Genomic DNA, 24,599 nt, shown 5'->3' with positions numbered 1-24,599 from the left:
ATTGAGACGTCACGGTTGCTCCTGCGTGATTGCATGCTCGACCCGCTCGAAGGCGGACGGCTGCGTGGGTTGGCCGATGCGCCGGTAAAGCGCGACGTACTGGGCGCCCATGTGGGCCCAGCCGAAACGGGTCATCAGTTCGCGGGCCGCGTCGCCCATCGCGCGACAGGTGTCGCGCGACGCCGCGAGCGCGCCGATCGCCTGCGCGAGCGCGGCCGGATCGTCCGGGTCTTCCAGCACGATCCCGCAATCGCGCGTGATGATCTCCGCGCCGCCGGCGGTGCGCGCGGTGACGACCGGCAGCCCGGCCGCCATCGCTTCCAGCAGCGACAGGCTCATCGCTTCGTAGCGCGAAGGAAACACATACGCGTCGACCGAGCGCATCAGCGTCGGCATGTTCTTCACGAGCCCGAGGAAATGCACGCGCGACGCGATGCCGAGCGCGCGCGCCTCGTCCGGATACGGGCTGCCGGGCAGATAGCCGGCCACCGCGAGATGGACGTTCGCCGGCAGCTTCGTCAGCGCCTTCAGCACGGTGCCGAGGTTCTTGCGCGGCGTGCGCAGGTCGCCGACGAACAGCAGCATGAACGCGTCGTCCGGCAGCTTGAACGCCGCGCGATCGGCCTGCGCGCCCGCGAACGCGCTGCCGTCGACGCCGTTGTAGATCACGCTGATCTTGCGGCTGTCGATGCCGAGCCCGGCGATCTCGTCGGCCACCTTCTGCGACACGGCCGTGATCGCGCGCGAACGCCGGTACGCCCAGCGCTCGAGCGCCGTATTCACGCGCGTATAGACGTACTGGTACGCCGACCACAGCCCCTTCGTCGGGCCGAACGGATAGTACGGACTCTTGAACCAGCCGCCGTGCACGAAGTGCGCGGTGTTCACGTCGGCCTTGATCCACGAGATGAAGCCGTTCACGTGCAGCACGTCGTATTCGCCGCGATGCGCGCGCAGCCAGGCCGCGCTCTTGAGCGCGAACACCTGCTGCTTGACGAGATTCGACGGCCAGAAGCCGCCGACCTTGACCGGCACCCAGCGCACGCGCGGATCGGCCAGCAGTTCGGGCGCGACGTGCGACGCGACCAGCGTGACCTCGTAGTGTTCTGCCAGCGCCGCGCGCGCGATTTCGTAATTGACGCGGCCCTGCCCGTCGTTATGTCGCACGACGTGCGTGACGATCGCGATTCTCAATGGTCGCCTCCCCGTGAACGCGCGGCGGCCAGCAGGCGCTGTGCCTTTTGCCAGTGCGCCGCGGATAGTATGGAAAAAATGGCCGTGAACAGCAGCAGGCCGCCCGTGCCGATCAGCGAGTTCGTGAACACGAGCATCGCGAACACCGACAGGCACAGGCTAAGGCATGCGCCGACGAACTTGTCCTTGCGCAGCTTGAACGCCGCGCGCAGCGTGCGGGCGAGCAGCATCACGACACCCGACAGGTACAGCAGCGTGCCGGGCCAGCCGAGCACGAACGGCACGTTCATCACGCCGCTGTCGAAGCTGCCGTACTTGCCGAGCTCGCCGCTGTCGCTCGACAGCTTGGTGGACGCGCCGGTCGCGCCCATCCCTTCGCCGGCGACGTCGGTGAACGCCGTTTGCGCGAAGGTTGCGTAGAACTTGTTGCGGTCGTCGTAGCTGCGGTCGTCCTTCAGGTTCGTGATCGACTGCAAGCGCGCGCCGAGCCGGTCGGCCACCGGCCCGACGGTCAGGAGCGGCACGCACAGCCCGACCAGCACGACCCCGCTGATCAGGATCCGCATCCGCACGCGGTTGCTCGACTGCACGAGCTGGATCGCCAGCGCGATCACCCAGCCGCCCCAGGTCGAGCGCACGAGACACAGCGCGAACGACACGAAGCCGGCGGCGCCCGCGAACCAGCGGACCTTCTGCGGCGCCGCGAACACGAACACCAGCGCGCCCATGATCGCGAACGCGAACGGCCCCGACGAGTTCATCGTGCTGAAGACCCGCACGCCGTACGGCACCGGCTCGCCCTGCGAACCCATGTCCGAGCCGATCATCCAGAGCACGTCCCACTGCGGCATCACGAAGTACTGCACGACCCCGTACACGCCCATCACGAGCATGCCCCACATGAACGTGGACAGCAGCACGTCGCGGTACTCGGGATAGTCGCGCGCGTTGACCATGATGTGAAAGCCGATCAGCACCGGGTACACCCAGTTCGCGAGGTCGTAGGTCGCGGCCATCACGCCGCTCGACACGATCCCGACGAGGTACGCGTACGTCAGCCCGAACAGCATCAGCAGCACGGGAATCCCGCGCCGCTGGGCGAGCACGCGGTAATGCCTGAGCAGCCCCAAGCCAGCGATCATCGTCACCGCGAGCGGCGCGACCTGGATCAGGCTCGTCGGCGTGAACGCGCCCTTCGACCAGTCGGCGAGACGCCGCACTTCGGGGCTCAGGAACCACACCCACCACATGAAGCCGACGTAGCGCGCCGGGCTCTTGAAATACAGCCAGATGCCGACCGCGATCGCCAGCACCGGAAACGCGAGCGTCAGCACCTTGCCCTGGTGAATGGCGATCAGCGCGGCGGTCAACGTCCACAGCCCGGCCTGCCCGACCCAGTGCTTCGGTTCGGGTAACCGGCTGCGGTTGCGCGACGGTGCGCGTTCGGCGGCAATCGTACTCATCGATCCGCTCTCACCGCGACGACGGGCGCGAATCAGCGAGCGGCATCGCGAGACCGGCGGTCGCCGGCGTGCGACGCCGGCGCAGCAGGTCGCGCGTGATCCGCACGTGCTGCTCGGCGAACGCCTGCGTGGTCAGGTCGCGCTCGCGCAGGCACGCGGCCGCGGCACGCGCGCATTCGAGCGCGGCGGCCGGATCGGCCACGAAGCGATCTGCGGCCTGGCGCATCGCCGCTGCGTCGAACGCCGGCACGTAGGCGGCCGTGTCGTGCGGGAAGTAGTCGCTGAGGCCGCCCACGTCGGACACGATCATCGGCTTGCCGACCGCCGCCGCCTCGAGCATCACGGTGATGCCCGACGCATGGAAGTTCGGCCGCAGCGGCACGACGATCACGTCGGCCCATGCGTACAGCTCGTGCTGCTTCGCGAGGCCCGATGCCGAGCCGATCTTCACGTTCGGCGCATGCCACTCGCGCGGCACGCGGCGGCGCGTCGCGAGCCGCACGTCGTAGCGCTCGTCGCCGCCGAACGCGGCGAGGAACGTGCGCCAGTCGCGGTCGCGGTCGTTGCCGATCGCGGCGATCCGCAGCGGCCGGTTCGGCTTCCATTGCTGCGGTTCGGCCGGCGGGAAGTCCTGCGTGTTCAGCCCGTAGTAGACGAACTCGGCTTCGCGCCCGAGATAGCGGCGGCACAGCTCGGCGTTGTCGCGGGCGAGCGTCGTCAGCGCGTCGGCGCGCGCGAGCAGCTTGCGGTACAGCCAGCGGCGCGGGCCGCCGAACGTGTTCCACTTGTCGAACAGCCACACGCTCTGCGCGAGCAGCAGCGGGCGCTTGCCCTGCGCGCCGGCGAGCTTCAGGACCAGCGCGGCGGCGAGGTGCTCCTGCTCGGTGTGCGTCCAGATCACGTCCGTGCTCAGCAGCGCGGCGCGATTGCGCCACGCGTGCACGACGTCGAAGCCGAGCGCCGCCTTCAGCGCGCGGCGCGCGAGGCTCGCGACGCGGTTCTCGCGGCGGTCCTGCGAATAGGTCAGCCGGAATTCGTCGGATTCCGCGTGGTGATAGCCGTACAGGCAGCCGATGTTCTCGCCTTGCCGATAGGTACGCGGATCGGCACCGTAAAACAGGTGAACGTGAACCTTCGTCGAAGTCATGTCAGCCTCCGCCGGGCCGTCGGATGCACCGACGGGCAAGCTTCAGGGAACTGGAGGGGCTGCGCCCCTCCAAGCGAATCAAGTGAGCGCGGGAGTCGGACCATTTCATGCCCTTCGCGGGTGGCCGTGCATCGTGCGCGCGGCCCGATCAAGACGTCACCGGCGGCATCGCCGCACGGTGGGGGGCAAGATTCGCGCGGCGCGCCTCGCGCGCGCCGCGGCGCACCGCGCGCCAGTGGTCGCGCACGCGGTCGCGCCGCGCGGTGTGCAGCGACAGCAGCACGTGCGCGAAACCCGGGTAGACGCGCGTGCCGACCAGCGTCCACCACCACCACGCGATCTCGCGCCGCAGCGGCGGCAGATGCTCGCGCAGGATCAGGTGCAGGTTGTACGCGCCGTTGCTGATCGCATTCAGCGACGCGGCGTCGCGCCGGTCGTCGTCGAAACGCTCGGCCGGAAAATGGTCGACCGCGATCGCCGGGTCGTAGACGAGCTTCCAGCCGTCGCGCTGCACGTGCATGCTGAAACCCATGTCGTTGTGCACCTGCGCACCGGCGCCGCGCAGCCGCGTGTCGAAGCGCAGCCGCTCGATCGCGGCGCGGCGGTAGCTCATGTTCGCGCCCTTGAGCATGTCGACTTCGCGCGCGCCGCCGACGCCCAGGTGATGGTTGCCGACGATCTTGCCGGACAGCGTGAGCTGGCCGACGAGTTCGCGCGATTCGTCGAGCACGCGGCCCTTCTCGTGCACCCAGTCGCGGCCGCCCACCGCGCCGACGCGCGGGTCGGCGAGGAACACGGCCTCGATGCGCGCGAGCCAGTCGGCGTGCGGCGCCGCGTCGTCGTCGGTGATCGCGACGATATCGCCGTGCGCCGAGTCGAGCCCCTTGTTCAGCGCGGCGACCTGCCCCGGCACGTCGACCGGCACGATCCGCAGCGGCAGCGCGCCGCCGACCGACGGATCGGCGAGGCGCTCGTGCGTGGCATCGTCCTCCGGGCGCGCGACGACGATCACCTCGTCGGGCAGCCGCGCCTGGCGCTGCAGCGCCAGCAGGCAGCGCGCGAGGTCGGCGGGACGCCGGTAGGTCGGAACGAGCACGGAAATTTTCATCGAAGGTTCTCCAGTCGGCCGGGCCGATGCGGCTCGCGCCGGCCCGGTTTCGTGCAATGCGGTCAGGCGCTCAGGTATTCGTGGACGGCCGCATAACCGCGGCCGTAGCCGCGTGCCTTCGGCGGCACGCCGTTGAAGATCCCGCCTTCCAGATCGACGCCCGCGGTGCGCAGGCGCTTGATCGCGTCGGCGATCTCGCCTTCGGTATGCATGCCCGAGCGCAGCACCAGGAAGGTCGCGCCGGCCATGCGGCCGATGATGGTCGCGTCGGTCACCGCCAGCACCGGCGGCGAGTCGATCAGCACGACGTCGTAGCGCTTGCCGAGCCCTTCGAGGTATTGCGGCAGACGGGCCGACATCAGCAGTTCCGACGGGTTCGGCGGGCGCGTGCCGGCCGAGATGAACGACAGGCCCTGCACCGGCGTCTCGCGGATCGCGTCCTCGAGCGACGACTGGTCGCTCAGCAGCTCGGACAGGCCAGGCTGCGCGGTGAGGCCGAAGTAGCGGTCGAGCATGCCGCGCCGCATGTCGGCGTCGACCAGCAGCACACGCTTGCCGGAATGCGCGAGCAGCACCGCGAGGTTGACCGTCAGGAAGCTCTTGCCGATGCCCGGCGTCGGGCCGGTCAGCACGACCACGCGGTTCTTCGCGTCCATCATCGCGAACTGCATCGCGGTGCGCAGGCTGCGCATGCTTTCGACGCTCAGGTCCTTCGGACGCAGGCTCGCGAGGATCGGCCGCGCGCGGCCGCCGCCCTTCTCGGCCATGGCGTCGAGCTTCACCTGCTCGGCGCTTTGCGGCACCAGCCCGTACAGCGGCAGGTTGAACGTGCGCTCGACGCGGTCCGGATCCTCGATGCCCTGGAACAGGTTGCGGCGCAGGAACACGATGCCGGTGCCGAGGATCAGCCCGAGGAACACCGCCGCCGACAGGATCAGCACCTTCTTCGGCTTGACCGGATCGCCCGGGCGCAGCGCCGAATCGACGAGGTGGATGTTGCCGCCCGTGCCGGCCTTCTGCACCGACAGTTCCTGCACGCGGTTCAGCAGCAGCACGTAGATGTCCTCGGCCACTTTCGCGTCACGCTGGAGCTGGACGGCCTTCACTTCGGTGGCCGGCAGGCTGCGGAAGCGGTTGCTGAACTTGTCCTTCTCGCCCTGCAGTTCCGCGAGCTGCTGCTTCGCGGCGATCACCATCGGGTGCGAATCGGTGAAGCGCTGCGCGAGCGACGCGAGCTGCAGGCGCTGCGCGGCGATCTGCTGCTCGTACTGCACGCTGCCTTCGAGGTAGACCTTCGCCTCGTCGCTCGCGTTGATCGAGCCGGACGTGCGCTGGTACTGCGTCAGTGCGGCTTCCGCGCGCTCGAGGTCGGACTTCAGGCGCGGTTCCTCGCCCTTCAGGAAGTCGAGCATCTTGGTCGCTTCGGCCTGCTTCGCGATCACGTGCTGGTTCAGGTACGACTGCGCGAGCGCGTTCGCGATCGCGGCGGTCTGGTCCGGGTCCTTGCCTTCGAGCGAGATCTGGACGACGCCCGTCTGCTTGCCCTGCTCGGACACCTGGATGCCCGACTGGAAGCCGGTGATCGCATCGAGATCGTTGTAGCGGACCACCGTGAATTGCGTGCCCGGACGCGCGACGAGCTTCTGCACGAGCAGCGTCACGCCGCCTGCCTGCTCCGATTCGCCGACACGGCCCGACAGAAGACGGTTGCCGTTCTGGTCGACCAGCGTGTAGGTGCCGTTCGGGCCGGCCGTCAGCGTCAGCTTCTTGCCTTCGAGCGCGGGCACGACGTTGATCGTGTCGATGTCGGCGACTTCGCCGCCCCATGCGTACGAGCGCAGGCCGAACCACGCACGCGCCGGTTCGCCCGGCGTCGCGACGCGCGCCGCCAGGCTGCCGAGCACCGGCAGCGTCTTCGGCGCGACCGAGAAGTTCAGCTTGAACTGCTCGACGACCGGCGCGACGACGCCGCGGCTCTTGATGATCTCGATTTCCGCTTCGGTCGGCGCCTGCTGCGGACCGCTGTTGATCATCGCGCCCGTCTGCGTCTGGGTGAGCGCCTGCGACGTGTTGTCGTTGCCCTCGACCCGCACGTGCACGTCGGCCTGATAGACCGGCTTCGCGATGTAGCAGTACAGGCCGGCCATCGCGATGACGGTCACCGCGATGCCGAGCAGCAGCCAGATGTCGTCCATGAGCACCTGGAGCAGCTGGCCGAGGACGACGTCCTCTTCCTCGGTTTTCGCGGTCAGATCCGCGTAGGAGTGTTTCGCTTGCGTGTTCACCATTCGTTCCCGCTTGAGTGGTGCCGGGGGGCAGGCGCCGCCCCGGCGGGCTATCAGCGCGTGATTTGCCGCATGTAGAAGATCGTCTGGATCGTCGGCAGCACCTGCTGCAGCACACGGTTGAACTGCACCGAGCCGGCCGTGCTGACGTAGACGACGTCGAGCGGCTGGAGCGGGAAGCGGCTCGACAGCATCAGCGCATCCGGCTGCGTCATGTCGAGGCGGAACACTTCCGGCTTCGTCGGGTTGTCGCGCATCCCGCGCATCACGTAGATCTTGCGCGGGTTCGCATCGGTGTCGAGGATGCCGCCGCCGGCCGTCAGCGCATCGGCGATGGTCAGCTTGCCCTTGAGCATCGGCACGGTGACCGGCGTCTTGACCTCGCCCATGATGAACACGCGGCTGTCGCTGCGGTCCGGCACGTTGACGATGTCGCCCGGCTGCAGCATCACGTTCTGCTTCACTTCGCCGCGATCGAGCACGCCGTTCGCGTCGAGCGTGTAGAGCTTGCCGTCGCGCGTCAGGCGCACGCGCTGCAGGTCGGCCTCGTTGGTCGAGCCGCCCGAGCGCGAGATCGCGTCGACGAGCGTCAGCGGCACGTCGCTCACCGCGAGCGGGCCCGGCTGCTTCACTTCGCCCGTCACCTGCACCTTCTGGCTGCGGAACGACAGCACGCGCACGTCGAGCTGCGGATTCTTCACGTAGCGCGCGAGGGTCGATGCCATCTGCTCGCGGATCTGCGCGACCGTCTTGCCCGCCACGCGGATGCGGCCGACGAACGGGAAGAAGATCGTGCCGTCGGCGGCGACCGTCTGGCCGTATGGATCGGCCTGGCCCGGCAGCGCGGTCGTATACGGCTGCTGCAGCGCGCCCGCGACCGACTGCGTCGTGTTGCCGCCGCTCGAGAACGACTGGCCCTGCGGCGTCGTCAACTCGGGGTGATCCCACACCGTGACGCCGAGGATGTCCTGCGGACCGACGCGGTACACGTACTCCGACGGATCGGTGTATCGGCCCGGCGGCAGCGGATGCTCGACCTGCTGCTTCTGCAGCTGATCCATCACCAGCTTCGCGTCGATGTAATGAACCGGATAGGTTTCGGCCTGCCCTTGCCGGCCTTCGTCCTTCAGGTTCGACGAGTCGAGATAGTTGCCGGGCGCGCTCGCGCAGGCCGACAGGAATGTCGTCATCGCGACGGCGAGCGCCAGCGGGCGCATGGGACGTTTCAGCATAGTTTTTGCAGCCATCCTTGAACCAGACGTTCGATCAATGAGTAGCTCTCGCGATAGTCGGCCTCGGGGCCGCCATGCGGATCCGCGATCTCGGCGTCCTCCCACTTGCCCAGCAGGTGGACCTTGCCGCGCGCGAACGGATCGACCGCCTCGACGGCCTTGATCTGTTCGCGCTCGCTGACGAGAATCAGGTCGGCGTCGCGCACGATCCGGCGCGACAGCCGCCGCGAACGGTGCGTCGTCGCATCGACGCCGCGCTCGGCGAGAAGTTGGCGCATCACCGGATCGATGCCGTCGCCGTCGTTGGCACGCACGCCGGCGGAATGGAACGTCACGCGCGGGCCGCCACGCGACGCCGCGTGCGACTTGAACAGCAGTTCCGCCGCCGGGCTGCGGCAGACGTTCGCGTGACAGACGATCAGGATGTTCCGGAACATGGCGTCTCGATTCGGGTGACGGGTAGCGGCGACGCGCGGGTCAGGCACGCTCGCGCGCGGCGCCCGGCACGCGGGCGGCAACCGCCTGGCGCGAGCCGGGGCGGCCGATCGGGTGGTATTCGATGCCCTGCTCGCTCATCGTCTCCGGCTCGTACAGGTTGCGGCCGTCGAAGATCACCGGCGACTTCCACAGGCGGCCGAGCGCGACGAAATCCGGGCTCTTGAATGCCTTCCATTCGGTGACGATCACGAGCGCATCGGCGTCGCGCGCGGCCTGCGCCTCGTCGTCGACGAAGCTGAGGCGCTCGAGCCAGCTCGGGTGATCCGCGAGATCGAGCGCGAGCACGCGGCGCGCTTCCTGCTGCGCGACCGGGTCGTACGCCGCGATGCGCGCGCCGCGCGACAGCAGCTCGGCGATCAGCTCGCGGCTCGGCGCTTCGCGCATGTCGTCGGTGTTCGGCTTGAACGCGAGACCCCAGATCGCGAACGTGCGGCCGGTCAGGTCCTCGCCGAAGCGCGCGACGATCTTGTCGGCCAGCACGCGCTTTTGCGTCGCGTTCACCGACGACACGGCCTTCAGGATCTGCAGCGCCTGGCCGTGCTCGTCGGCGGTGCGGATCAGTGCCTCGACGTCCTTCGGGAAGCACGAGCCGCCATAGCCGCAGCCCGCATACAGGAAGTGATAGCCGATGCGCGGATCGGAGCCGATCCCGCGGCGCACGGCCTCGATGTCGGCACCGAAGCGGTCGGCCAGGTTCGCGAGCTCGTTCATGAACGAGATGCGCGTCGCGAGCATCGCGTTGGCCGCGTATTTCGTGAATTCGGCCGAGCGCACGTCCATGTACAGCGTGCGCTCGTGATTGCGGTTGAACGGCGCGTAGAGCTTCTTCATCAGCTCGCGCGCGCGCTCGCCCGGCACGTCGTCGTCGCAGCCGATCACGATGCGGTCCGGCCGCGTGAAATCGTCGACCGCCGCGCCTTCCTTCAGGAATTCCGGATTCGACACGACCGAGAACATCGGCGCGTCGCCGCCGCGCTTCGCGAGTTCCTCGGCGACCGCCGCACGCACGCGCTCGGCCGTGCCGACCGGCACCGTCGACTTGTCGACAATCACCTTGAAGCCTTTCATATAGCGGCCGATGTTGCGCGCCGCCGCGAGCACGTACTGCAGGTCGGCCGAGCCGTCCTCGTCGGGCGGCGTGCCGACCGCGATGAACTGCACGTCGCCGTGCGCGACCGCGGCCTCGATGTCGGTCGAGAAGCGCAGGCGGCCGGCCGAGCGATTGCGCGCGATGACTTCCTTGAGGCCCGGCTCGTGGATCGGCACGCCGCCGTTGTTCAGGACGTCGATCTTCGCCTGATCGACGTCGAGACAGAACACGTCGTGCCCGATGTCGGCGAGACAGGCGCCGGTGACAAGACCTACGTAACCGCTGCCGATGATAGTCAGATTCATGATGTGTCGGACCTCGTGACCAATGATTCGAAATTCGTGAAACCGGGGTGTCCGCGCGCGTTGCGCGTCAGTAAGCGTTGCTGCCGGTGAAGCCTTTCCAGAGCGTCAGCACGACGATCTTGATGTCGAGCCAGAACGACCAGTTCTGCATGTAGTACAGATCGAGCTTCACGCGTCCCATCATCTTCTCGATCTGGTCGGTCTCGCCGCGAAAGCCGTTGATCTGCGCCCAGCCGGTGATGCCCGGCTTGATCCGGTAGCGGAACATGTAGCCCTTCACCAGATCCTTGTAGATGTCGTCGTGCGCGAGCGCATGGGGCCGCGGGCCGACGACCGACATCTCGCCCTTCAGCACGTTGATGAACTGCGGCAGTTCGTCGAGGCTCGTGCGGCGCAGGAACCGCCCGACCGGCGTCACGCGCGTGTCGTTCTTGGTCGCCTGCGTGACCTGTCCCGCGACTTCGTGATGCACTTTCATCGAGCGGAACTTGTAGATCTCGAACTCGTGCCCGTCGATGCCCTTGCGCTTCTGGCGGAAGAACACCGGCCCGCGCGACGTGAGCTTGATCAGGCACGCGATCAGCACCATCACCGGCGCGAGCGCCGTGAGCGCCGCCAGCGCGAACAGCCGGTCGAACACGAACTTCGGCAGGATCCGCACGTCGGTGATCGGCGACGCCGCGAGGTTGATCGCCGGCACGCCGAGCACCTCGACCACTTCCTGGTTGAAGAACGACAGCGTGCGCACGTCCGGGATGAAACGGATATTCACGAAGTCGTGGCGGAACACCGTCACGATCTGGTGAATCCGGCGCTCCTCCGTGATCGGCAGCGTGAGCCACAGCTCGCTGATCGCGCGGCTGCGCACCAGCCACACCAGCGATTCGAACTGCCGCTCGATGCGCACGTCGTCGAGCGCGACTTCGCCCGGCGCTTCGCTTTCGTCGTATACGCACACCGGGTTGAAGCCCGCTTCCGGACGCGAGCGCATCTGCGCGATCAGCCGCCGCGCCGCCGGCGTGCCGCCGACGATCGCGACCGCCTTCAGGTTGTAGCCGCCGCGGCGCAGTTGTCGCAGCACGACGTGCACGCAGGTCTTCGAGCCGGCGAGCAGCGCCATCGTCACGACCGCCCAGTAACCCAGCCACAGCCGCGACAGGTCGCCCGACTGGTGAAAGCTGAAGCTCATCAGGATGCCCGCGAGCTCGACCACCAGCCACGCGAACGCCACGCGCCCCACCAGCCCGACGAGACGCTTGCCGCGCCACGACTGGTAGATGCCGATGGCCGGAAAGAACACGACCACCAGCAGGCAGTCGAACAGCACCGTCGTGCGCTGCAGGTCGTTGAGCCAGATGCTGCCGCCGTGCAGCGCGGCGGCGATCAACGCCCCCAACACGACCATCGCGATATCGATGACTCTCGCCAGCACGCTCAACATGTCCGCTTCCTCTTTGAACAGGCGTTTGCCGAACAGCTCCTCGTGCAGCCCGTGCCGCACCTTCGATTCAAACGTTGCATGACGCTATTGAAGCGGTAAGAAAATCCCTTCTCAAGCGCACAAGTATTTCGAAAAATAATCGGAAATTCTTGCCGCGCCATTCGCGAATTAATTCGGCACGTTTTCCCGAATCGATCGCGAATCGGGATTTTTTAGGAAACTTTACGGTTCCCGGCATCCCTTTACGGGAAAGGGCTCCAGCGCGCTCACCCGAATTATTTTTTATTTTTTTATTTGCATCGGATGCTATCGCGGAAAATTTTCCCGGCTACGTGCGCGACGAATATCTTGCAAAGCGCCTGGTTTTATTGTCGATTTACTTCATGCTACAAACAGGCACTGACTTCAATCGAGGAGAGTGTCATCATGAATGCTCCGGCCGTGGCAGCCGATACGCGCCCTTCTTCTTCCGCCGCCAGCGACGCCAGCACGCGCGTCGCGGTGCAGCCGGTGATCCTTGCCGGCGGTTCGGGCACGCGTCTGTGGCCGATGTCGCGCGAACACTATCCGAAGCAGCTGATCGGCCTGCTCGGCGATCATTCGCTGCTGCAATCCACCGCGCTGCGGCTCGACGGCCTCGCGACCGGTCATCCGCTGAACGACGAGGTGCTGATCGTGTGCGGCGAGGATCACCGCTTCACGACCGCCGAGCAACTGCGCCTGACCGGCAAGCGTGCGTCGATCATGCTCGAGCCGCTTGGCCGCGACACCGCGCCCGCGCTGACGCTCGCCGCGCTGCGGATCGTCGCCCGCGGCGGCGATGCCGTGATGACCGTGATGCCGGCCGACCACGCGGTGGCCGACCAGCCGCGCTTTCATGCGGCCGTCGCGGCCGGCGTGCACTGCGCGGCCCAGGGCAAGATCGCGACGATGGGCATCGTGCCGGGCCGCGCCGAAACGGGCTACGGCTACATCCGCGTCGGCGCGCCGCTCGGCGATGCCGGCACCGGCAACCTCGACGTGCGCCGTCTCGACCGCTTCGTCGAAAAGCCGCATCTCGAACTCGCGCAGCAGTACGTCGCCTCCGGCGAATACTGGTGGAACAGCGGGATCTTCATCGTGCGCGCATCGGTGTGGCTGAACGCGATCCGCCAGCTCGAACCCGAGATCCTCGCGGCCTGCGAGCAGGCCGTCGCACGCGGCAAGGACGACGGCGACTTCTTCCGCGTCGACCGCGACGCGTTCGCGTCCTCGCCGTCGAACTCGATCGACTACGCGGTGATGGAGCGGCTCGTGAACCTGCCGCAGCTGTGCGAAAGCGTCGTCGTGCCGCTCGACGCAGGCTGGTCGGACGTCGGTTCGTGGGACGCAATCTGGCAGATCCTGCCGAAGGACGATGCCGAGAACGTCGGCCGCGGCCACGTGCTGTTCGAGAATGCCGAATCGACCTTCGCGCATTCGGAAAGCCGGCTCGTCGCATGTGTCGGCACGCAGAATCTCGTCGTCGTCGAAACGCCCGACGCCGTGCTCGTCGCCGACAAGTCCTGCGTGCAGGACGTGAAGAAAATCGTCGGGCGCATCAAGGCCGAACGCGGCGCGGAAGCGACCGATCACCGCAAGGTCCATCGCCCGTGGGGGCACTACGACTCGGTCGACACGGGCGAGCGCTTCCAGGTCAAACGCATCGTCGTGAAGCCGGGCGCGCGACTGTCGCTGCAGATGCACCACCATCGCGCCGAGCACTGGATCGTCGTGCGCGGCACCGCGCGCATCACGCGCGGCGACGAAACCTTCCTGCTGTCCGAGAACGAATCGACGTACATCCCGCTCGGCGTGTCGCACCGTCTCGAGAACCCGGGCAAGATGCCGCTCGAGCTGATCGAAGTGCAGTCGGGCGCGTATCTCGGCGAGGACGACATCGTCCGCTTCGACGATACCTACGGACGCCAGTGACGCAATGCCTGCCGGGTGCACCGTCGCAACGGTGCACCCGGCATCACGGGCAATGGAAGCGACAAAAAACAACGCGCGGGCGCCGTGACACACGACGGCCCGCGCATTTTCTTTTCGTGCGGACGACGATCAACCTACACGGTACGCGTATTCGCGGCGGTCCGGCTGCACCGAGTCGTTGCGGCTCTCGGACAGCGCGCCCGCGCGACGCTCGGCGATGAAGCGCTTGATGTCCGACTCGGCCCGCGCCAGCGCGGACAGGCCGGCCAGCACCTCGCTTTGCGGCGCACGCGCCGGTTCGTCGCTCGCACCGTGGCGATCGATCCACTGACGCGCCCAGTCGAGCGCGTACTGCTCGGCTTCCTCCGCATCGGTGAAGCGCGGGCCGATCAGGCCCGAGCGCTCGACGCGCCGATCGTCCTGCATGATCTCGGCCCACGCGCGATACATCAGGTTCTGCACCGGCTGCGCACTGCCGCAGATCGTATAGCCGCGGTATTCATCGACTTGCGGCTCGGCCGCGGCAAAGCTCGCGGCGGACGGACGCCCGTGGCGCAGCCCCGCGGGCTGCGCGCCCGGGACCGCGAACGACGCTCCGGACGACGCGTGCGCTGCGTCGTTCGGCATCGCGGACAGCGTCGCGCCCTCGCCATCCCAAACGTTTGCGTGCGCGACCGGCAGTTGCCACGACTCGGGGTTCTGCCAGAACACGCCGCGCAGACGGTCGTTGTCGGGCGCCGGTTCCGCACGGCATGCCGGCGCGACCGGCGCCGGCGGCGGCGGCACATACGCGAACGTGCGCCCGCTGAACTGGGTCAGCACGTCGATCATTTGCAGCAGCGTGCCGTTCGCGAGCCACTCCTCGTAGCGGCGGCGGCACGTCGGCCCGGACGGATAGCGCCCGGGCAGTTTGGACCACGCTTCACCGGTCGTCAGGATCCAGAGGACCGCGTTGGCGACGACGCGCGGTTCCGCGCGTGGACGGCCTCGACGGTTCAGCCGAATCGGCTCGTCGGCGATCAGCGTTGAAAGACGAAACCACTCTTCATCGTTAAGCTCATCGAAGAACATAGTTGTTTCTCCACACAGCCAGGCCGGGGCTGCGATTGTCGGCGCCGCCGTCACGCATCGCGTCACGGGGCGGCCCGGTTGCACATTATGGTTATCCGCTTGTTGTGCATGCCGGCGCGACACCGCACTTTCACGGTGCCGCCATTCCCGGCAATGGCGCACAAATCACGGTCTCACTCCAATGTGGGAATTTTTGTGCACGAAGCATACCATCCTCAGGGTTTATCTCAATATGACAATGACTTAATGTTACGCACTGAAACAACCTGCCATGGATGCGCAATCCATTTACCGTTGAATTTTTTTACGCGATCGTTATGCGCAACGCTGGGAAGCCCCGTCTGGCGGGGCTCTGCGGGAGTGTCCGCAGGCTGCCCGGCAAGCGATTCACCATGTTCCGACCCTTTCCCGCAACAATCCCGCGAATGCCCGGCCAAAATCGGTAAATCAGGGAAAATTTCGTAACAAGATATTCACGGATCGGTAAATCATTCAAATTCCGTTGAGCCGAAATTTCTCCGTGCACAATCTTTTTATTGTTTCTCGGCGAGTAATGAAAGCGGTCGGACAGGCGATGCACATTGTTTCCCGGCATGCAAGCGTGGACGGGTCTGTTACATCTTCGGCGGTAACGGGCAGGCGGCGGCGGCGGGCGCGACGGTCGGGCGCCGCGTTTCGCGGCCGGACGACGTGCGATCTGCGCGATATGGAGCGCGGCGCCCGGCCGCACGTCAGCGCAGATCGCCGGCCAGCGACGCGGCCACGTCCGCCGCGATGCGTTGCGGCGACACCGTATAGGCCGGGTGATCGCAGCCGATCGACAGCGTCGCGCCGTCCTTGAGCGCCGCGCGCATCGGCCCGCTCAGTTCGAAGCGCACGAAATGCACGGCCGAGGTCTTCTCCGCGTTGTCGCGGTCGAGATCCTCGTCGGCGATCGCATAGACGTCAGGGTGCCCGTCGACCCGCAGGTACACGCGATCCTCGACGCCGATCAGCCGCGCGAGTGCCGCGCGCCGCTCGGCTTCGTGCTCGTATTCGATCTGCAGCGTCGCCTTCAGGTTGGTGCCGTCGGGCACGAGCGGCAGATAGGCTTCCAGTTCGCCTTCGATGCCGGCCTCGTCGAATATCTTCTCGATGTGCAGCATTTCCTGGATCTGGTAGCGGATCGTGGTCTCGTCCTCGAACAGGAGGCGCAGATGGTTGCCGAGCGCTACCGCGCGGCGGCGCTTGTGCGCGACGAGCCGCGCGTGTTCGGTCTTGCGGATCTTCGCGTACGCTTCGAGCGTCAGCAGCGAGTCGCGGGTCAGTGTCATGGGATGTCCTCGGATAGCGTCGATGTCGTCGTGAAACGGCCGGTTCAGATGCCGTACGCGCGGCGCAGCAGCGTCAGCGGATGCGCGAGCGGCGCGGCCGGCAACCCTTTCTCGTCGATGCCCTGCACGATGTGATGGCCGGCGAGCGCGCAGTCCGACGACACGAAATCCGGCTTCGGCTCGGCCATCGCCTTGAACACCGGCGCGCCGATCCGCATCGCGTCCGCATGGAAGGCCTTCTTCACGCCGAACGTGCCCGCGTGCCCGGAACAGCGCTCGACGACGTTCACGCGCGTATCGGGCACGAGCGACAGCGTGTCGGCCGTCTTGCGGCCGATGTTCTGCACGCGCGCGTGGCACGGCACGTGATACGACACGGTGCCGAGGCCCTGCTTGAAATCGGTCTTGAGCAAACCGTCGCGATGCCGCGCGATCACGTACTCGAACGGATCCCAGAATGCATCGGCCACCGCGCGCACGGCTTCGTCGCCGGGGAACATCAGCGGCAGTTCGCTCTTGTACATCAGCACGCAGCTCGGGATCGCGCCGATCAGCGCATAGCCTTCGCGCGCATAGCGCTCCAGCACCGGCATGTTCACGGCCTTCTTCGCGGCGACGCCCGCGAGATTGCCCTGCTCGAGCAGCGGCATCCCGCAGCACGCTTCGCGCGTGACGAGTTCGTACGGGATCTCGTTGTGCGCGAGGATCGCGAGCAGGTCGTGGCCGATGCCCGGCTCGTTGAAGTTCACGTAGCACGTCGCGTAGATCGCGACCTTGCCGGGCGTGCGTTCGCCGTCGCGAACCGGCGGGCCGTCCGAGCGCTTCGCCGCGCGCCGGAACTTGCGCGGCGCGAACTCCGGCAGCCATGCGTTGCGATCGACGCCGAGCGCCGCTTCGAGCGCGTGGCGCGCGGGCGGCGTGCGATTGACCGCGTTCACCGTCTGCGTGACGATCGGAATGCCCGCGAAATGGCCGAGCGCGTCGGTGTTCGACAGCACCTTGTCGCGCAGCGGCGCCTCGCCGCGCTTGTAGCGCGCGGCCTTGCCGCGCAGCATCAGGTGCGGGAAGTCGACGTTCCATGCATGCGGCGGCACGTACGGGCATTTCGTCATGTAGCAGAGGTCGCACAGGTAGCACTGGTCGACGACCTTGCCGAACGCGTCCTTCGGCACTTCCTCGATGTCGCCCGTCGGCGTGTCGTCGACGAAATCGAACAGCGCGGGAAACGCGCCGCACAGCGACACGCAGCGCCGGCAACCGGCGCAGATGTCGAACACGCGCGTCATTTCCGCATCGATCGCGGCCTGGTCGTAGAACGCTTCGGACTGCCAGTCGAGTGGATGCCGGGTCGGGGCTTCGAGACTGCCTTCCTTGTGGGGCATGAGGCGCTCCAGCGTGGCGCGCATGCGCGCGAACGCGCCGCCCGCGCGGCGCGGGCGGCGATCAACGCACGGCCGGCCGCGGGACCTGCCCGGCCGGGCCGTGCGGCCTCGGGGCGACGCCCGCGTCAGTCGACGAGTGCGTCCAGCGCTTTCGTATAGCGGTTCGCGTGGCTGCGTTCGGCCTTCGCGAGCGTCTCGAACCAGTTCGCGATTTCGTCGAAGCCTTCTTCGCGCGCCGTCTTCGCCATGCCCGGATACATGTCGGTGTACTCGTGCGTCTCGCCGGCGATCGCCGATTCGAGGTTCAGCCGCGACGAGCCGAACGGCAGACCCGTCGCCGGATCGCCGACTGCTTCGAGGTATTCGAGGTGACCGTGCGCATGGCCCGTTTCGCCTTCGGCAGTCGAGCGGAACAGCGCGGCGACGTCGTTCTGGCCTTCGACGTCGGCCTTCGAAGCGAAATACAGATAACGCCGGTTCGCTTGCGATTCGCCCGCGAATGCGGCCTTCAGATTCTCTTCGGTCTTGCTGCCCTTGAGTTGAGCCATGTGCGCCTCCGTTCGAGTCGGCGCGGCCGCGTGCGAAGCCGGGCCGATGATGGATATGGGGAACGATGCGGACGCCGGACACGCACGCTTCGTGCCTTTTAATCTAGGCGCTGGCGTTCGCATCCCCCAATAGGCTTTTTCAATCCGTGCGATAGCGGGGAGCGGGAATGAGGGACGGGTGGAGGCGGGGCGCTGGCTGGGGGCGTTTCGTTCGGCGTTCGGCGTTCGGCGTTCGGCGTTCGGCGTTCTGCGTTCTGCGCTCGGCGTCTGGCGTCTGGCGTCTGGCGTCTGGCGTCTGGCGTCTGGCGTTTGGCGGCCCGCGTTTTGGCGTTTGGCGTTTTGGCGTTCGATGCGACGCGCGGTGTACGCACACCGGCGTCGCCCGTCTGCGTCACGCATCCGTCGCGCGCTTCAACAGCAATTCCCTTTCGCGCTCGTTGCGGGTCAATTCCGCCGCGCGGCGGAACTCGACCTTCGCCTCGTCGGCGCGGCCGAGCTTCGCGAGCAGGTCGCCGCGCACGCTCGGCAACCAGTGATAGCGCGCGAGCGCCGGATCGTCGCGCAGCACGTCGACGATTTCCAGCGCCGCGGCAGGCCCGAACGCCATCCCCACCGCCACTGCACGGTTCAGCTCGACGACCGGCGACGGCGCGACTTCCGCGAGCGCGTCGTACAGCGCGACGATCTGCGCCCAGTCCGTGTCCGACGCGTGCCGCGCGCGTGCATGGCACGCCGCCAGCGCGGCCTGCAGCGCATACGGGCCGCGCACGCCGCCGAGTTTCGTCGCCCGCTCGAGCGCCGCGAGGCCGCGCCGGATCAGCAGCGGATCCCAGCGGCTGCGGTCCTGGTCGAGCAGCAGCACGGGGCGCCCCTGCGCATCGGTCCGCGCATGCATGCGCGACGCCTGCAGTTCCATCAGCGCGACGAGCCCGAGCACTTCGCTTTCGTCCGGCACGAGCCCGGCGAGCACGCGGCCGAGACGCAGCGCCTCGTCGCACAGCGCCGGGCGCGTCCAGTCGTCGCCGGCGGTCGCCGCATGGCCTTCGTTGAATACGAGATAGATCACTTCGAGCACCGACGCGAGCCGCGCGGGCCGCGCGTCGGCGGCCGGCACCTCGAACGGCACGCGCGCCGCCGCGAGCGTGCGCTTCGCGCGCACGATGCGCTGCGCGATCGTCGGCTCGGGCGACAGGAACGCACGCGCGATCTCGCTCGTGGTCAGCCCGCCGAGCAGCCGCAACGTCAGCGCGACGCGCGCATCGGTCGACAGCACCGGATGGCACGACGTGAAGATCAGCCGCAGCAGGTCGTCGCCGATATCGTCGTCGCGCGCGTCGGCGAGCGCCTCCGCGATGTCGGGGACGACGTGCGCCTCGAGCGCGTCCATTTCATGGCCGAGCTGGTCGCGCTTCGCCGCATGCAGCGACTCCTGCCGCACCCGGTCGAGCGCGCGCCGCTTCACGGCCGTCATCAGCCACGCGGCCGGATTGTCGGGCACGCCGTCGACGGGCCAGTGCTCGAGCGCCGCGACGAGCGTGTCCTGCGCCAGTTCCTCGGCCACGCCGACGTCGCGCACCACGCGCGCGGCGCGCGCGATGATCTTGGGCGCCTCGATCCGCCAGACCGCTTCGATCGCACGGTGAGTCGCCTCACGCGTCACGACGCTTGCCCCTGGGCGGACGCATCCAGCGGCATGGCCATCAGCTCCCATGCGTGGCCGTCCGGATCGTCGAACCCGTGGCCGTACATGTTCGGATACTCGCGCGGCGCTTGCGGCGCGGACCCGCCGGCCGCGAGCGCCTTCGCGACGATCGCGTCGACCTCGGCGCGGCTGTCGCACGACAGGCACGACAGCGCCTGCACCTGCGTCGCCGGATCGACGATGGTCTTGCCGGTGAAGGTCTGGAAAAACGGCCGCACGAGCAGCATCGCGAAAATCGTGTCGCTGATCTTGATGCAGGCAGCCTGATCGTTGGTATAGGCCGGCACGACTTCGAAACCGAGTGCCTGGTAGAACGTCTTCGAGCGCGGCAGGTCGGCCACGGGCAGGTTGATGAAAACCATCTTGTGCATGACGGGTGCTCCGGTAGGATTGGCTTCGGGTGAAGTCAGGCGTGGCCGTGCCCGACATTGAGTTCGCGGAACCGCTCGACCGCCTCGCTGGGCGTCAGGTCGTCGAGTTCGAACAGCGGCCGCACCTCGATCTCGCAGTCCATCTCCGCACCGAACGGCGCGGGAAACCGGCGCGTCCATTCGAGCGCCTCGTCGCGCGAGCGCACCTGGATCAGCGTATAGCCGGCAATCAGTTCCTTCGTCTCCGCGAACGGGCCGTCGACCACCGTGCCCTTGCCGCCTGAGTAGCGCACGCGCCAGCCGCGCGCGCTCGGCCGCAGGCCGTTCGCATCGAGCAGCACGCCGGCCTTGGCCAGCTCCTCGTGATAGACCGTCATCGCCTCGACCAGCCGGTTGTCCGGCAATGCGTCGGATTCGCTGACGGCGTTCGCCCGGATCATGATCATGAATCGCATCGTTCACTCCTTGTCATCGGTGGAAAGGGGCGTCCGTTCATCGGCGCCTTATCCCTACGACGGGCGGCAGACTGCCGGATCGACGTACGGCGCGACGAATCAGGGTTAACACCGAGCCGCGGCCGTCACAGGAAGCATGGGCCGACCGCGCGCACCTCGACCGTGCACCATTGCGCGGCCGGGCACTGGCGCGCGATCGCGATCGCTTCCTCGCGCGTGTCGACGTCGACGATGAAGAACCCGCCGACCATTTCCTTCGCCTCGGCGAACGGGCCGTCGACGAGGCGCGTCTCGCCGTCGCGCACCTGCACACGCGTCGCGCGCTCCGAGCGCTCGAGCGACTCGACGCCGCGCAGCACGCCGCGCGCCTTCAGCGTCTGCGCGAAATCGACCATCCGCGCGTACAGCGCCTGCCCCTCCTCGAGCGTGCGTTCGGCGCGCTGGCCGGTCGGTTCGACAATCAACAGCATGTAGGACATGGAACTCTCCAGTGGGGGGCCGTGCGCAAGAAGCGTTCGGATCGCAGGCCGGAATGACACGTCAGATGCGAAGCGTAACAGCCGCGGGCGGGCCGGCCGTCATCGTTGGCCGTTCGACACTGGCCTGATGGCCAATTCGAACGCAGCACGCGATTTTGCCGTCAAGATGCTTGCCCGAACCTTCGAATTTTCTTCCTGTGGAGCACTCCATGTCACGCCTGCCGCCGCCGCTCGCGCTCGCCGCGTCGCTCGCCCCGCTCGCCCCGCTCGCCCCGCTCGCCCCGCTCGCCCCGCTTGCCTCGTTTGCCTCGTTTGCCTCGTTTGCCTCGTTTGCCTCGTTTGCCTCGTTTGCCTCGTTTGCCTCGTTTGCCGCATTTGCCGCATTTGCCCTTTCAGCGCCGGCCGCCACCGCCGCCGCCACCGCGCCTCCGGTCAGCGCGGGCTGCGGCGGCCCCACGACGGCGATCGCCGACCTCCGGCATTCCGGCGGCCGGTCGCCGCTGGCCGGGCGCACCGCGTCGATCGAAGCGATCGTCACCGCGGCATTCGGCGGCGCCGACGGCTTCGGCGGATTCTTCGTCCAGCAGGCGGATGCGCAGCGGCGCCACCGGCCGGGCGTCCCGGAAGGCCTGTTCGTCTACGCGCCGCACGCGCGTGTCCGCCCGGGCGAACGCGTGCACGTCACCGGCAGGATCGAGCAGAAGTACGGCCGCACGCAACTGGCTCTGTCGGGCCGCGTGGCCGTCTGCGCGCGCGGACAGGCCGTCACGCCGGCCGCGCTCGTGCTGCCGGTCGACAGCGAGTCCGTATTCGCCGCGCATGAAGGCATGCGCGTGCGCTTTCCGCAAACGCTGACCGTCAGCGATACCTACGACCTCGGCCGCTACGGCAGCATCGTGCTCAGCCACGGTCGCCTCTACATGCCGACGCACGTGGTGCCGCCGGCCGACGCCGCCGCGCAGGCGGCGGCCAATGCCCGCAACCGCGTCGTGCTCGACGACGGTTCGAGCCGCGTGAACCCCGCGACCGCCCGATATCCGCCGCCTGCGCTGGGCGCCGCCAACACGCTGCGCGCGGGCTACACGGTGCGCGGCGTCGAAGGTGTGCTTGAGCAGCGCTACGGCACGTGGCGAGTGCAGCCCGTGCCGGCGTCGGCGCCGGTCTTCGACGCCGCATCGAATCCGCGGACCGATGCCCCGCCGCGGCATCCGCAGGCCGACGTGCGGGTCGCGTCGTTCAACGTCTTCAACTATTTCAACGGCGACGGAAGCGGCGGCGGCTTCGACGATCCGGCCAATCGCGGCGCGAAGACGCCCGCCGTCTTCGCCCGCCAGGAAGCGAAGATCGTCGCCGCACTGCGTGCATTGCGCGCCGACGTGATCGGCCTGATGGAAATCGCGAACAACGGCCACGGCCCCGCGAGCGCCGTGCAGCGTCTCGCGGCGCGGCTCGGCGACGGCTGGCGCGCGGTCGACCCCGGCACGGCGCGACTCGGCCGCGATGCGATCGCGGTCGCGCTGCTGTACGACAGCCGGACGATCGAACTCGTCGGGCGCGCCGCGACCGTCGCGCTCGATGGCCGGAATCGCCCGCCGCTCGCGCAGACGTTCCGGCGCATCGGCGGCACCCGCGCATTCACGGTCGCGGTCAATCACCTGAAATCGAAGAACTGCCCACGGGCGAGCGGCCCGGATCTCGACCAGTCGGACGGTCAGGGCTGCTGGAACGCGACGCGCACGCGTGCGGCCGAACGCATCGCCGCGTGGCTCGCCACGTCGCCGACCGGCGCCCCGGCCGACGGCGTGCTGCTGATCGGCGACCTGAACAGCTACGCGAAGGAAGACCCGCTGCGCGCGCTCGAATCGCGCGGCTATACGAACCTCGTCGCCCGCTTCGCCGGCAACGCCGGCTACAGCTACGTATACCGCGGCGAAGCGGGCAACCTCGATCACGCACTCGCCACGTCGCCGCTTGCCGCGCGCGTGAAGGCCGTGCATGCGTGGCACATCAATGCCGACGAACCGGTCGCGCTGCAATCCGTGCCCGATTACAAAACCGCGGCGCAACGGGCGGCCTATTACGCACCCGATGCCTATCGCTCGTCGGATCACGACCCCGTCGTCATCGACCTCGCGCCGGACGAAGGCACCACCTGAGCCATCGCGGGCACAAACCCTGCTCCACCGAGAGACGGGCGATTAGTGCAATTGCATCAGCATGATGCGTGCAACGGCACTATTTACCTGGCGCATCGGGCGACGCCATATTTACCGGACTTTCACGTCGCGCCAACGGCTTGCTGGTCGCTTCGCCCCGAAGCGCGAAATTTTTTCAACCGCCGCCCCGCCCCGTTGCGCGGGGCTTCCCGGGAAATTTGCCGGCGAATTGAAAATTTGTCTCGAAACTCAATTGGCTGATGTGAATCACATTGGTTGCTGGGATTCGTCTTATCTTCAAATTAGCCTGCAAATCAAATCGAAGGAGGATAAACACCATGGCGCTCACCGACTCGATCGAACACAAGCTGGACCGCGGCCTGTCCGACATCCGTCGCACCGGCCGGCGCGTGGGACGCACGACGCGCTCGGCGGCTCGCGACCTGCATGCGGACGTGTCCGACGATCTGCGCGGGCTGGTCGATGAACTGGAAGACCTGCTGAAGAACGACGGCGACGGCGATATCGCCGCGCTGCGCAAGCGCGTGCAGGCACGGCTCGACGAAGCGCGCAGCACGCTCGACTACGCGTCGGGCACCGCGGTCGCGCGGCTGCGCGATTCGGCCGAACGCGTATCGCAAGCCGTGCACGACAATCCCTGGCAGACCGCAGGTGTCGTCGCGGGCCTCGCGTTCGTCGCCGGCCTGCTCCTTTCCCGCCGTTGAACGGGGCGACCACCCCGTCCGTCCTCACCCCGACAACGAAGGAGAAACGCCATGCAGAAGTCCCTCGTCCTGAAAGCCGCCGCCGCCGTCATGCTCGGCAGTCTCGCACTTGCCGGCTGCACCACCACCCCCAACAAACCCGACAACGCATCGGCCAGCGCGTCGAAACGCGAGTCGATCGACGCGAGCGTGAACGCGACGATCTCGCGCCTCTATTCGACGGTGCCGGGCTCGCGTGAACTCGTCGCGAAATCGCGCGGCGTGCTCGTGTTCCCGAACGTGCTGCAGGCCGGCCTCATCGTCGGCGGCCAGTCCGGCAACGGCGCGCTGCGCGTCGGCGGCAGCACCGTCGGCTACTACAACACGTCGTCGCTGTCGGTCGGCCTGCAGGCCGGTGCGCAGTCGAAGGCGATCGTGTTCCTGTTCATGACGCAGGATGCGCTCGACTCGTTCCGCAAGTCCGAAGGCTGGTCGGCCGGCGCCGACGCCTCCGTCGCGGTCGTGAAGATGGGCGCGAACGGCGCGATCGACTCCAACACGGCCACCGCACCGGTCGAGGTGCTGGTGCTGACCAACGCGGGCCTGATGGGCGATCTGTCGGTCAGCGGCACCAAGGTCACCCGGCTCCACATCTGACGATGCGGCACGGCCCCCGGGCCGGTTCGCTTCCCGGCAACGCCG

Annotated in this window: 21 protein-coding genes; 4 read left to right on the top strand and 17 right to left on the bottom strand. The window is 67.7% G+C overall.

Annotated elements, in window-relative coordinates:
- Window positions 1–9: 9 nt before the first annotated feature.
- The 9 genes from U4Z31_RS06370 to U4Z31_RS06330 form a co-directional block, all read right to left on the bottom strand.
- Window positions 10–1,194 carry a glycosyltransferase family 4 protein gene (locus tag U4Z31_RS06370; protein WP_321809766.1) on the bottom strand — a complete coding sequence of 395 codons (1,185 nt, stop codon included), beginning with the start codon at window positions 1,192–1,194 and terminating at the stop codon, window positions 10–12.
- Window positions 1,191–2,657, bottom strand: coding sequence for an O-antigen ligase family protein (locus tag U4Z31_RS06365; RefSeq protein WP_124892038.1), 1,467 nt, complete (start codon window positions 2,655–2,657; stop codon window positions 1,191–1,193). The genes U4Z31_RS06370 and U4Z31_RS06365 overlap by 4 nt, the downstream gene beginning before the upstream one ends.
- 10 nt (window positions 2,658–2,667) lie before the next feature.
- Complete coding sequence (locus U4Z31_RS06360; protein ID WP_321809765.1) at window positions 2,668–3,804, bottom strand: glycosyltransferase family 4 protein; 1,137 nt, start codon at window positions 3,802–3,804, stop codon at window positions 2,668–2,670.
- A 148-nt stretch (window positions 3,805–3,952) separates the two neighbouring features.
- Window positions 3,953–4,912, bottom strand: coding sequence for a glycosyltransferase family 2 protein (locus tag U4Z31_RS06355; RefSeq protein WP_044846599.1), 960 nt, complete (start codon window positions 4,910–4,912; stop codon window positions 3,953–3,955).
- A 62-nt stretch (window positions 4,913–4,974) separates the two neighbouring features.
- Window positions 4,975–7,200, bottom strand: a complete 2,226-nt coding sequence (locus tag U4Z31_RS06350) for a polysaccharide biosynthesis tyrosine autokinase (protein ID WP_044846600.1) — start codon at window positions 7,198–7,200, stop codon at window positions 4,975–4,977.
- A gap of 50 nt (window positions 7,201–7,250) precedes the next feature.
- Window positions 7,251–8,429, bottom strand: coding sequence for a polysaccharide biosynthesis/export family protein (locus U4Z31_RS06345; RefSeq protein ID WP_044846601.1), 1,179 nt, complete (start codon window positions 8,427–8,429; stop codon window positions 7,251–7,253).
- Window positions 8,423–8,866, bottom strand: coding sequence for a low molecular weight protein-tyrosine-phosphatase (locus U4Z31_RS06340; RefSeq protein ID WP_124486461.1), 444 nt, complete (start codon window positions 8,864–8,866; stop codon window positions 8,423–8,425). Before U4Z31_RS06340 ends, U4Z31_RS06345 begins: the two co-directional genes overlap by 7 nt.
- Before the next feature lie 40 nt (window positions 8,867–8,906).
- Window positions 8,907–10,322: a UDP-glucose/GDP-mannose dehydrogenase family protein gene (locus tag U4Z31_RS06335; RefSeq protein ID WP_321809764.1), complete on the bottom strand. Its 1,416-nt coding sequence runs from the start codon at window positions 10,320–10,322 to the stop codon at window positions 8,907–8,909.
- A 67-nt stretch (window positions 10,323–10,389) separates the two neighbouring features.
- On the bottom strand, window positions 10,390–11,763 hold the full coding sequence (locus U4Z31_RS06330; RefSeq protein ID WP_124523262.1) for an undecaprenyl-phosphate glucose phosphotransferase: 1,374 nt from the start codon (window positions 11,761–11,763) through the stop codon (window positions 10,390–10,392).
- A 426-nt stretch (window positions 11,764–12,189) separates the two neighbouring features.
- Between U4Z31_RS06330 and U4Z31_RS06325 the strand changes: the two genes are divergently transcribed.
- A complete protein-coding gene (locus tag U4Z31_RS06325) occupies window positions 12,190–13,716 on the top strand; it encodes a mannose-1-phosphate guanylyltransferase/mannose-6-phosphate isomerase (RefSeq protein ID WP_044846604.1) in 1,527 nt (508 codons plus the stop codon).
- A 129-nt stretch (window positions 13,717–13,845) separates the two neighbouring features.
- Here the strand turns inward: U4Z31_RS06325 and U4Z31_RS06320 are convergent, their stop codons facing one another.
- The 8 genes from U4Z31_RS06320 to U4Z31_RS06285 form a co-directional block, all read right to left on the bottom strand.
- Window positions 13,846–14,787: a transposase gene (locus U4Z31_RS06320; RefSeq protein ID WP_321809763.1), complete on the bottom strand. Its 942-nt coding sequence runs from the start codon at window positions 14,785–14,787 to the stop codon at window positions 13,846–13,848.
- Window positions 14,788–15,518: 731 nt separating this feature from the next.
- Complete coding sequence (locus U4Z31_RS06315; RefSeq protein WP_124486466.1) at window positions 15,519–16,100, bottom strand: DUF3501 family protein; 582 nt, start codon at window positions 16,098–16,100, stop codon at window positions 15,519–15,521.
- 44 nt (window positions 16,101–16,144) lie between these two features.
- On the bottom strand, window positions 16,145–17,482 hold the full coding sequence (locus tag U4Z31_RS06310; RefSeq protein WP_321809762.1) for a heterodisulfide reductase-related iron-sulfur binding cluster: 1,338 nt from the start codon (window positions 17,480–17,482) through the stop codon (window positions 16,145–16,147).
- Between the two features lie 125 nt (window positions 17,483–17,607).
- On the bottom strand, window positions 17,608–18,030 hold the full coding sequence (locus U4Z31_RS06305) for a rubrerythrin family protein (RefSeq protein ID WP_040140994.1): 423 nt from the start codon (window positions 18,028–18,030) through the stop codon (window positions 17,608–17,610).
- A gap of 391 nt (window positions 18,031–18,421) precedes the next feature.
- Complete coding sequence (locus U4Z31_RS06300; protein ID WP_124522626.1) at window positions 18,422–19,690, bottom strand: RNA polymerase sigma factor; 1,269 nt, start codon at window positions 19,688–19,690, stop codon at window positions 18,422–18,424.
- The gene (locus U4Z31_RS06295; protein WP_044846608.1) at window positions 19,687–20,103 is read right to left on the bottom strand and encodes a VOC family protein; all 417 of its coding nucleotides are present in this window, start codon (window positions 20,101–20,103) and stop codon (window positions 19,687–19,689) included. Before U4Z31_RS06295 ends, U4Z31_RS06300 begins: the two co-directional genes overlap by 4 nt.
- 35 nt (window positions 20,104–20,138) lie before the next feature.
- The gene (locus U4Z31_RS06290) at window positions 20,139–20,558 is read right to left on the bottom strand and encodes a YciI family protein (RefSeq protein WP_044846609.1); all 420 of its coding nucleotides are present in this window, start codon (window positions 20,556–20,558) and stop codon (window positions 20,139–20,141) included.
- Window positions 20,559–20,683: 125 nt separating this feature from the next.
- Entirely contained in the window at window positions 20,684–21,037 is a 354-nt protein-coding gene (locus U4Z31_RS06285; RefSeq protein WP_044846610.1) for a YciI family protein, read from the bottom strand.
- A 209-nt stretch (window positions 21,038–21,246) separates the two neighbouring features.
- On the opposite strand from U4Z31_RS06285, the gene U4Z31_RS06280 reads away from it, so the two are divergent.
- The 3 genes from U4Z31_RS06280 to U4Z31_RS06270 all read left to right on the top strand — a co-directional run bounded on the left by U4Z31_RS06280 (window position 21,247) and on the right by U4Z31_RS06270 (window position 24,554).
- Window positions 21,247–23,193 (top strand): ExeM/NucH family extracellular endonuclease, encoded by a 1,947-nt coding sequence (locus tag U4Z31_RS06280; RefSeq protein ID WP_321809761.1) that lies wholly within the window; start codon window positions 21,247–21,249, stop codon window positions 23,191–23,193.
- A gap of 338 nt (window positions 23,194–23,531) precedes the next feature.
- A complete protein-coding gene (locus U4Z31_RS06275) occupies window positions 23,532–23,918 on the top strand; it encodes a DUF883 family protein (RefSeq protein ID WP_044846611.1) in 387 nt (128 codons plus the stop codon).
- A gap of 51 nt (window positions 23,919–23,969) precedes the next feature.
- Window positions 23,970–24,554, top strand: a complete 585-nt coding sequence (locus tag U4Z31_RS06270; RefSeq protein WP_044846612.1) for a YSC84-related protein — start codon at window positions 23,970–23,972, stop codon at window positions 24,552–24,554.
- Window positions 24,555–24,599 lie beyond the last annotated feature (45 nt).

Origin of the sequence: Burkholderia sp. BCC1985, from assembly GCF_905339915.1 — a bacterium.
GTDB lineage: Bacteria > Pseudomonadota > Gammaproteobacteria > Burkholderiales > Burkholderiaceae > Burkholderia.
Note: the sequence above shows the minus strand (reverse complement) of the source record. Positions and strands in the feature narration are given on the sequence as shown.

Bases quoted from the DNA above. Each gene is read 5' to 3' on its own strand.
- U4Z31_RS06355 (WP_044846599.1), bottom strand. From the start codon at position 4,912: ATGAAAATTTCCGTGCTCGTTCCGACCTACCGGCGTCCCGCCGACCTC.
- U4Z31_RS06320 (WP_321809763.1), bottom strand. From the start codon at position 14,787: ATGTTCTTCGATGAGCTTAACGATGAAGAGTGGTTTCGTCTTTCAACG.
- U4Z31_RS06310 (WP_321809762.1), bottom strand. From the start codon at position 17,482: ATGCCCCACAAGGAAGGCAGTCTCGAAGCCCCGACCCGGCATCCACTC.
- U4Z31_RS06340 (WP_124486461.1), bottom strand. From the start codon at position 8,866: ATGTTCCGGAACATCCTGATCGTCTGTCACGCGAACGTCTGCCGCAGC.
- U4Z31_RS06365 (WP_124892038.1), bottom strand. From the start codon at position 2,657: ATGAGTACGATTGCCGCCGAACGCGCACCGTCGCGCAACCGCAGCCGG.
- U4Z31_RS06315 (WP_124486466.1), bottom strand. From the start codon at position 16,100: ATGACACTGACCCGCGACTCGCTGCTGACGCTCGAAGCGTACGCGAAG.
- U4Z31_RS06360 (WP_321809765.1), bottom strand. From the start codon at position 3,804: ATGACTTCGACGAAGGTTCACGTTCACCTGTTTTACGGTGCCGATCCG.
- U4Z31_RS06275 (WP_044846611.1), top strand. From the start codon at position 23,532: ATGGCGCTCACCGACTCGATCGAACACAAGCTGGACCGCGGCCTGTCC.
- U4Z31_RS06325 (WP_044846604.1), top strand. From the start codon at position 12,190: ATGAATGCTCCGGCCGTGGCAGCCGATACGCGCCCTTCTTCTTCCGCC.
- U4Z31_RS06335 (WP_321809764.1), bottom strand. From the start codon at position 10,322: ATGAATCTGACTATCATCGGCAGCGGTTACGTAGGTCTTGTCACCGGC.
- U4Z31_RS06285 (WP_044846610.1), bottom strand. From the start codon at position 21,037: ATGTCCTACATGCTGTTGATTGTCGAACCGACCGGCCAGCGCGCCGAA.
- U4Z31_RS06295 (WP_044846608.1), bottom strand. From the start codon at position 20,103: ATGCACAAGATGGTTTTCATCAACCTGCCCGTGGCCGACCTGCCGCGC.
- U4Z31_RS06345 (WP_044846601.1), bottom strand. From the start codon at position 8,429: ATGCTGAAACGTCCCATGCGCCCGCTGGCGCTCGCCGTCGCGATGACG.
- U4Z31_RS06290 (WP_044846609.1), bottom strand. From the start codon at position 20,558: ATGCGATTCATGATCATGATCCGGGCGAACGCCGTCAGCGAATCCGAC.
- U4Z31_RS06350 (WP_044846600.1), bottom strand. From the start codon at position 7,200: ATGGTGAACACGCAAGCGAAACACTCCTACGCGGATCTGACCGCGAAA.
- U4Z31_RS06305 (WP_040140994.1), bottom strand. From the start codon at position 18,030: ATGGCTCAACTCAAGGGCAGCAAGACCGAAGAGAATCTGAAGGCCGCA.
- U4Z31_RS06280 (WP_321809761.1), top strand. From the start codon at position 21,247: ATGTCACGCCTGCCGCCGCCGCTCGCGCTCGCCGCGTCGCTCGCCCCG.
- U4Z31_RS06330 (WP_124523262.1), bottom strand. From the start codon at position 11,763: ATGTTGAGCGTGCTGGCGAGAGTCATCGATATCGCGATGGTCGTGTTG.
- U4Z31_RS06270 (WP_044846612.1), top strand. From the start codon at position 23,970: ATGCAGAAGTCCCTCGTCCTGAAAGCCGCCGCCGCCGTCATGCTCGGC.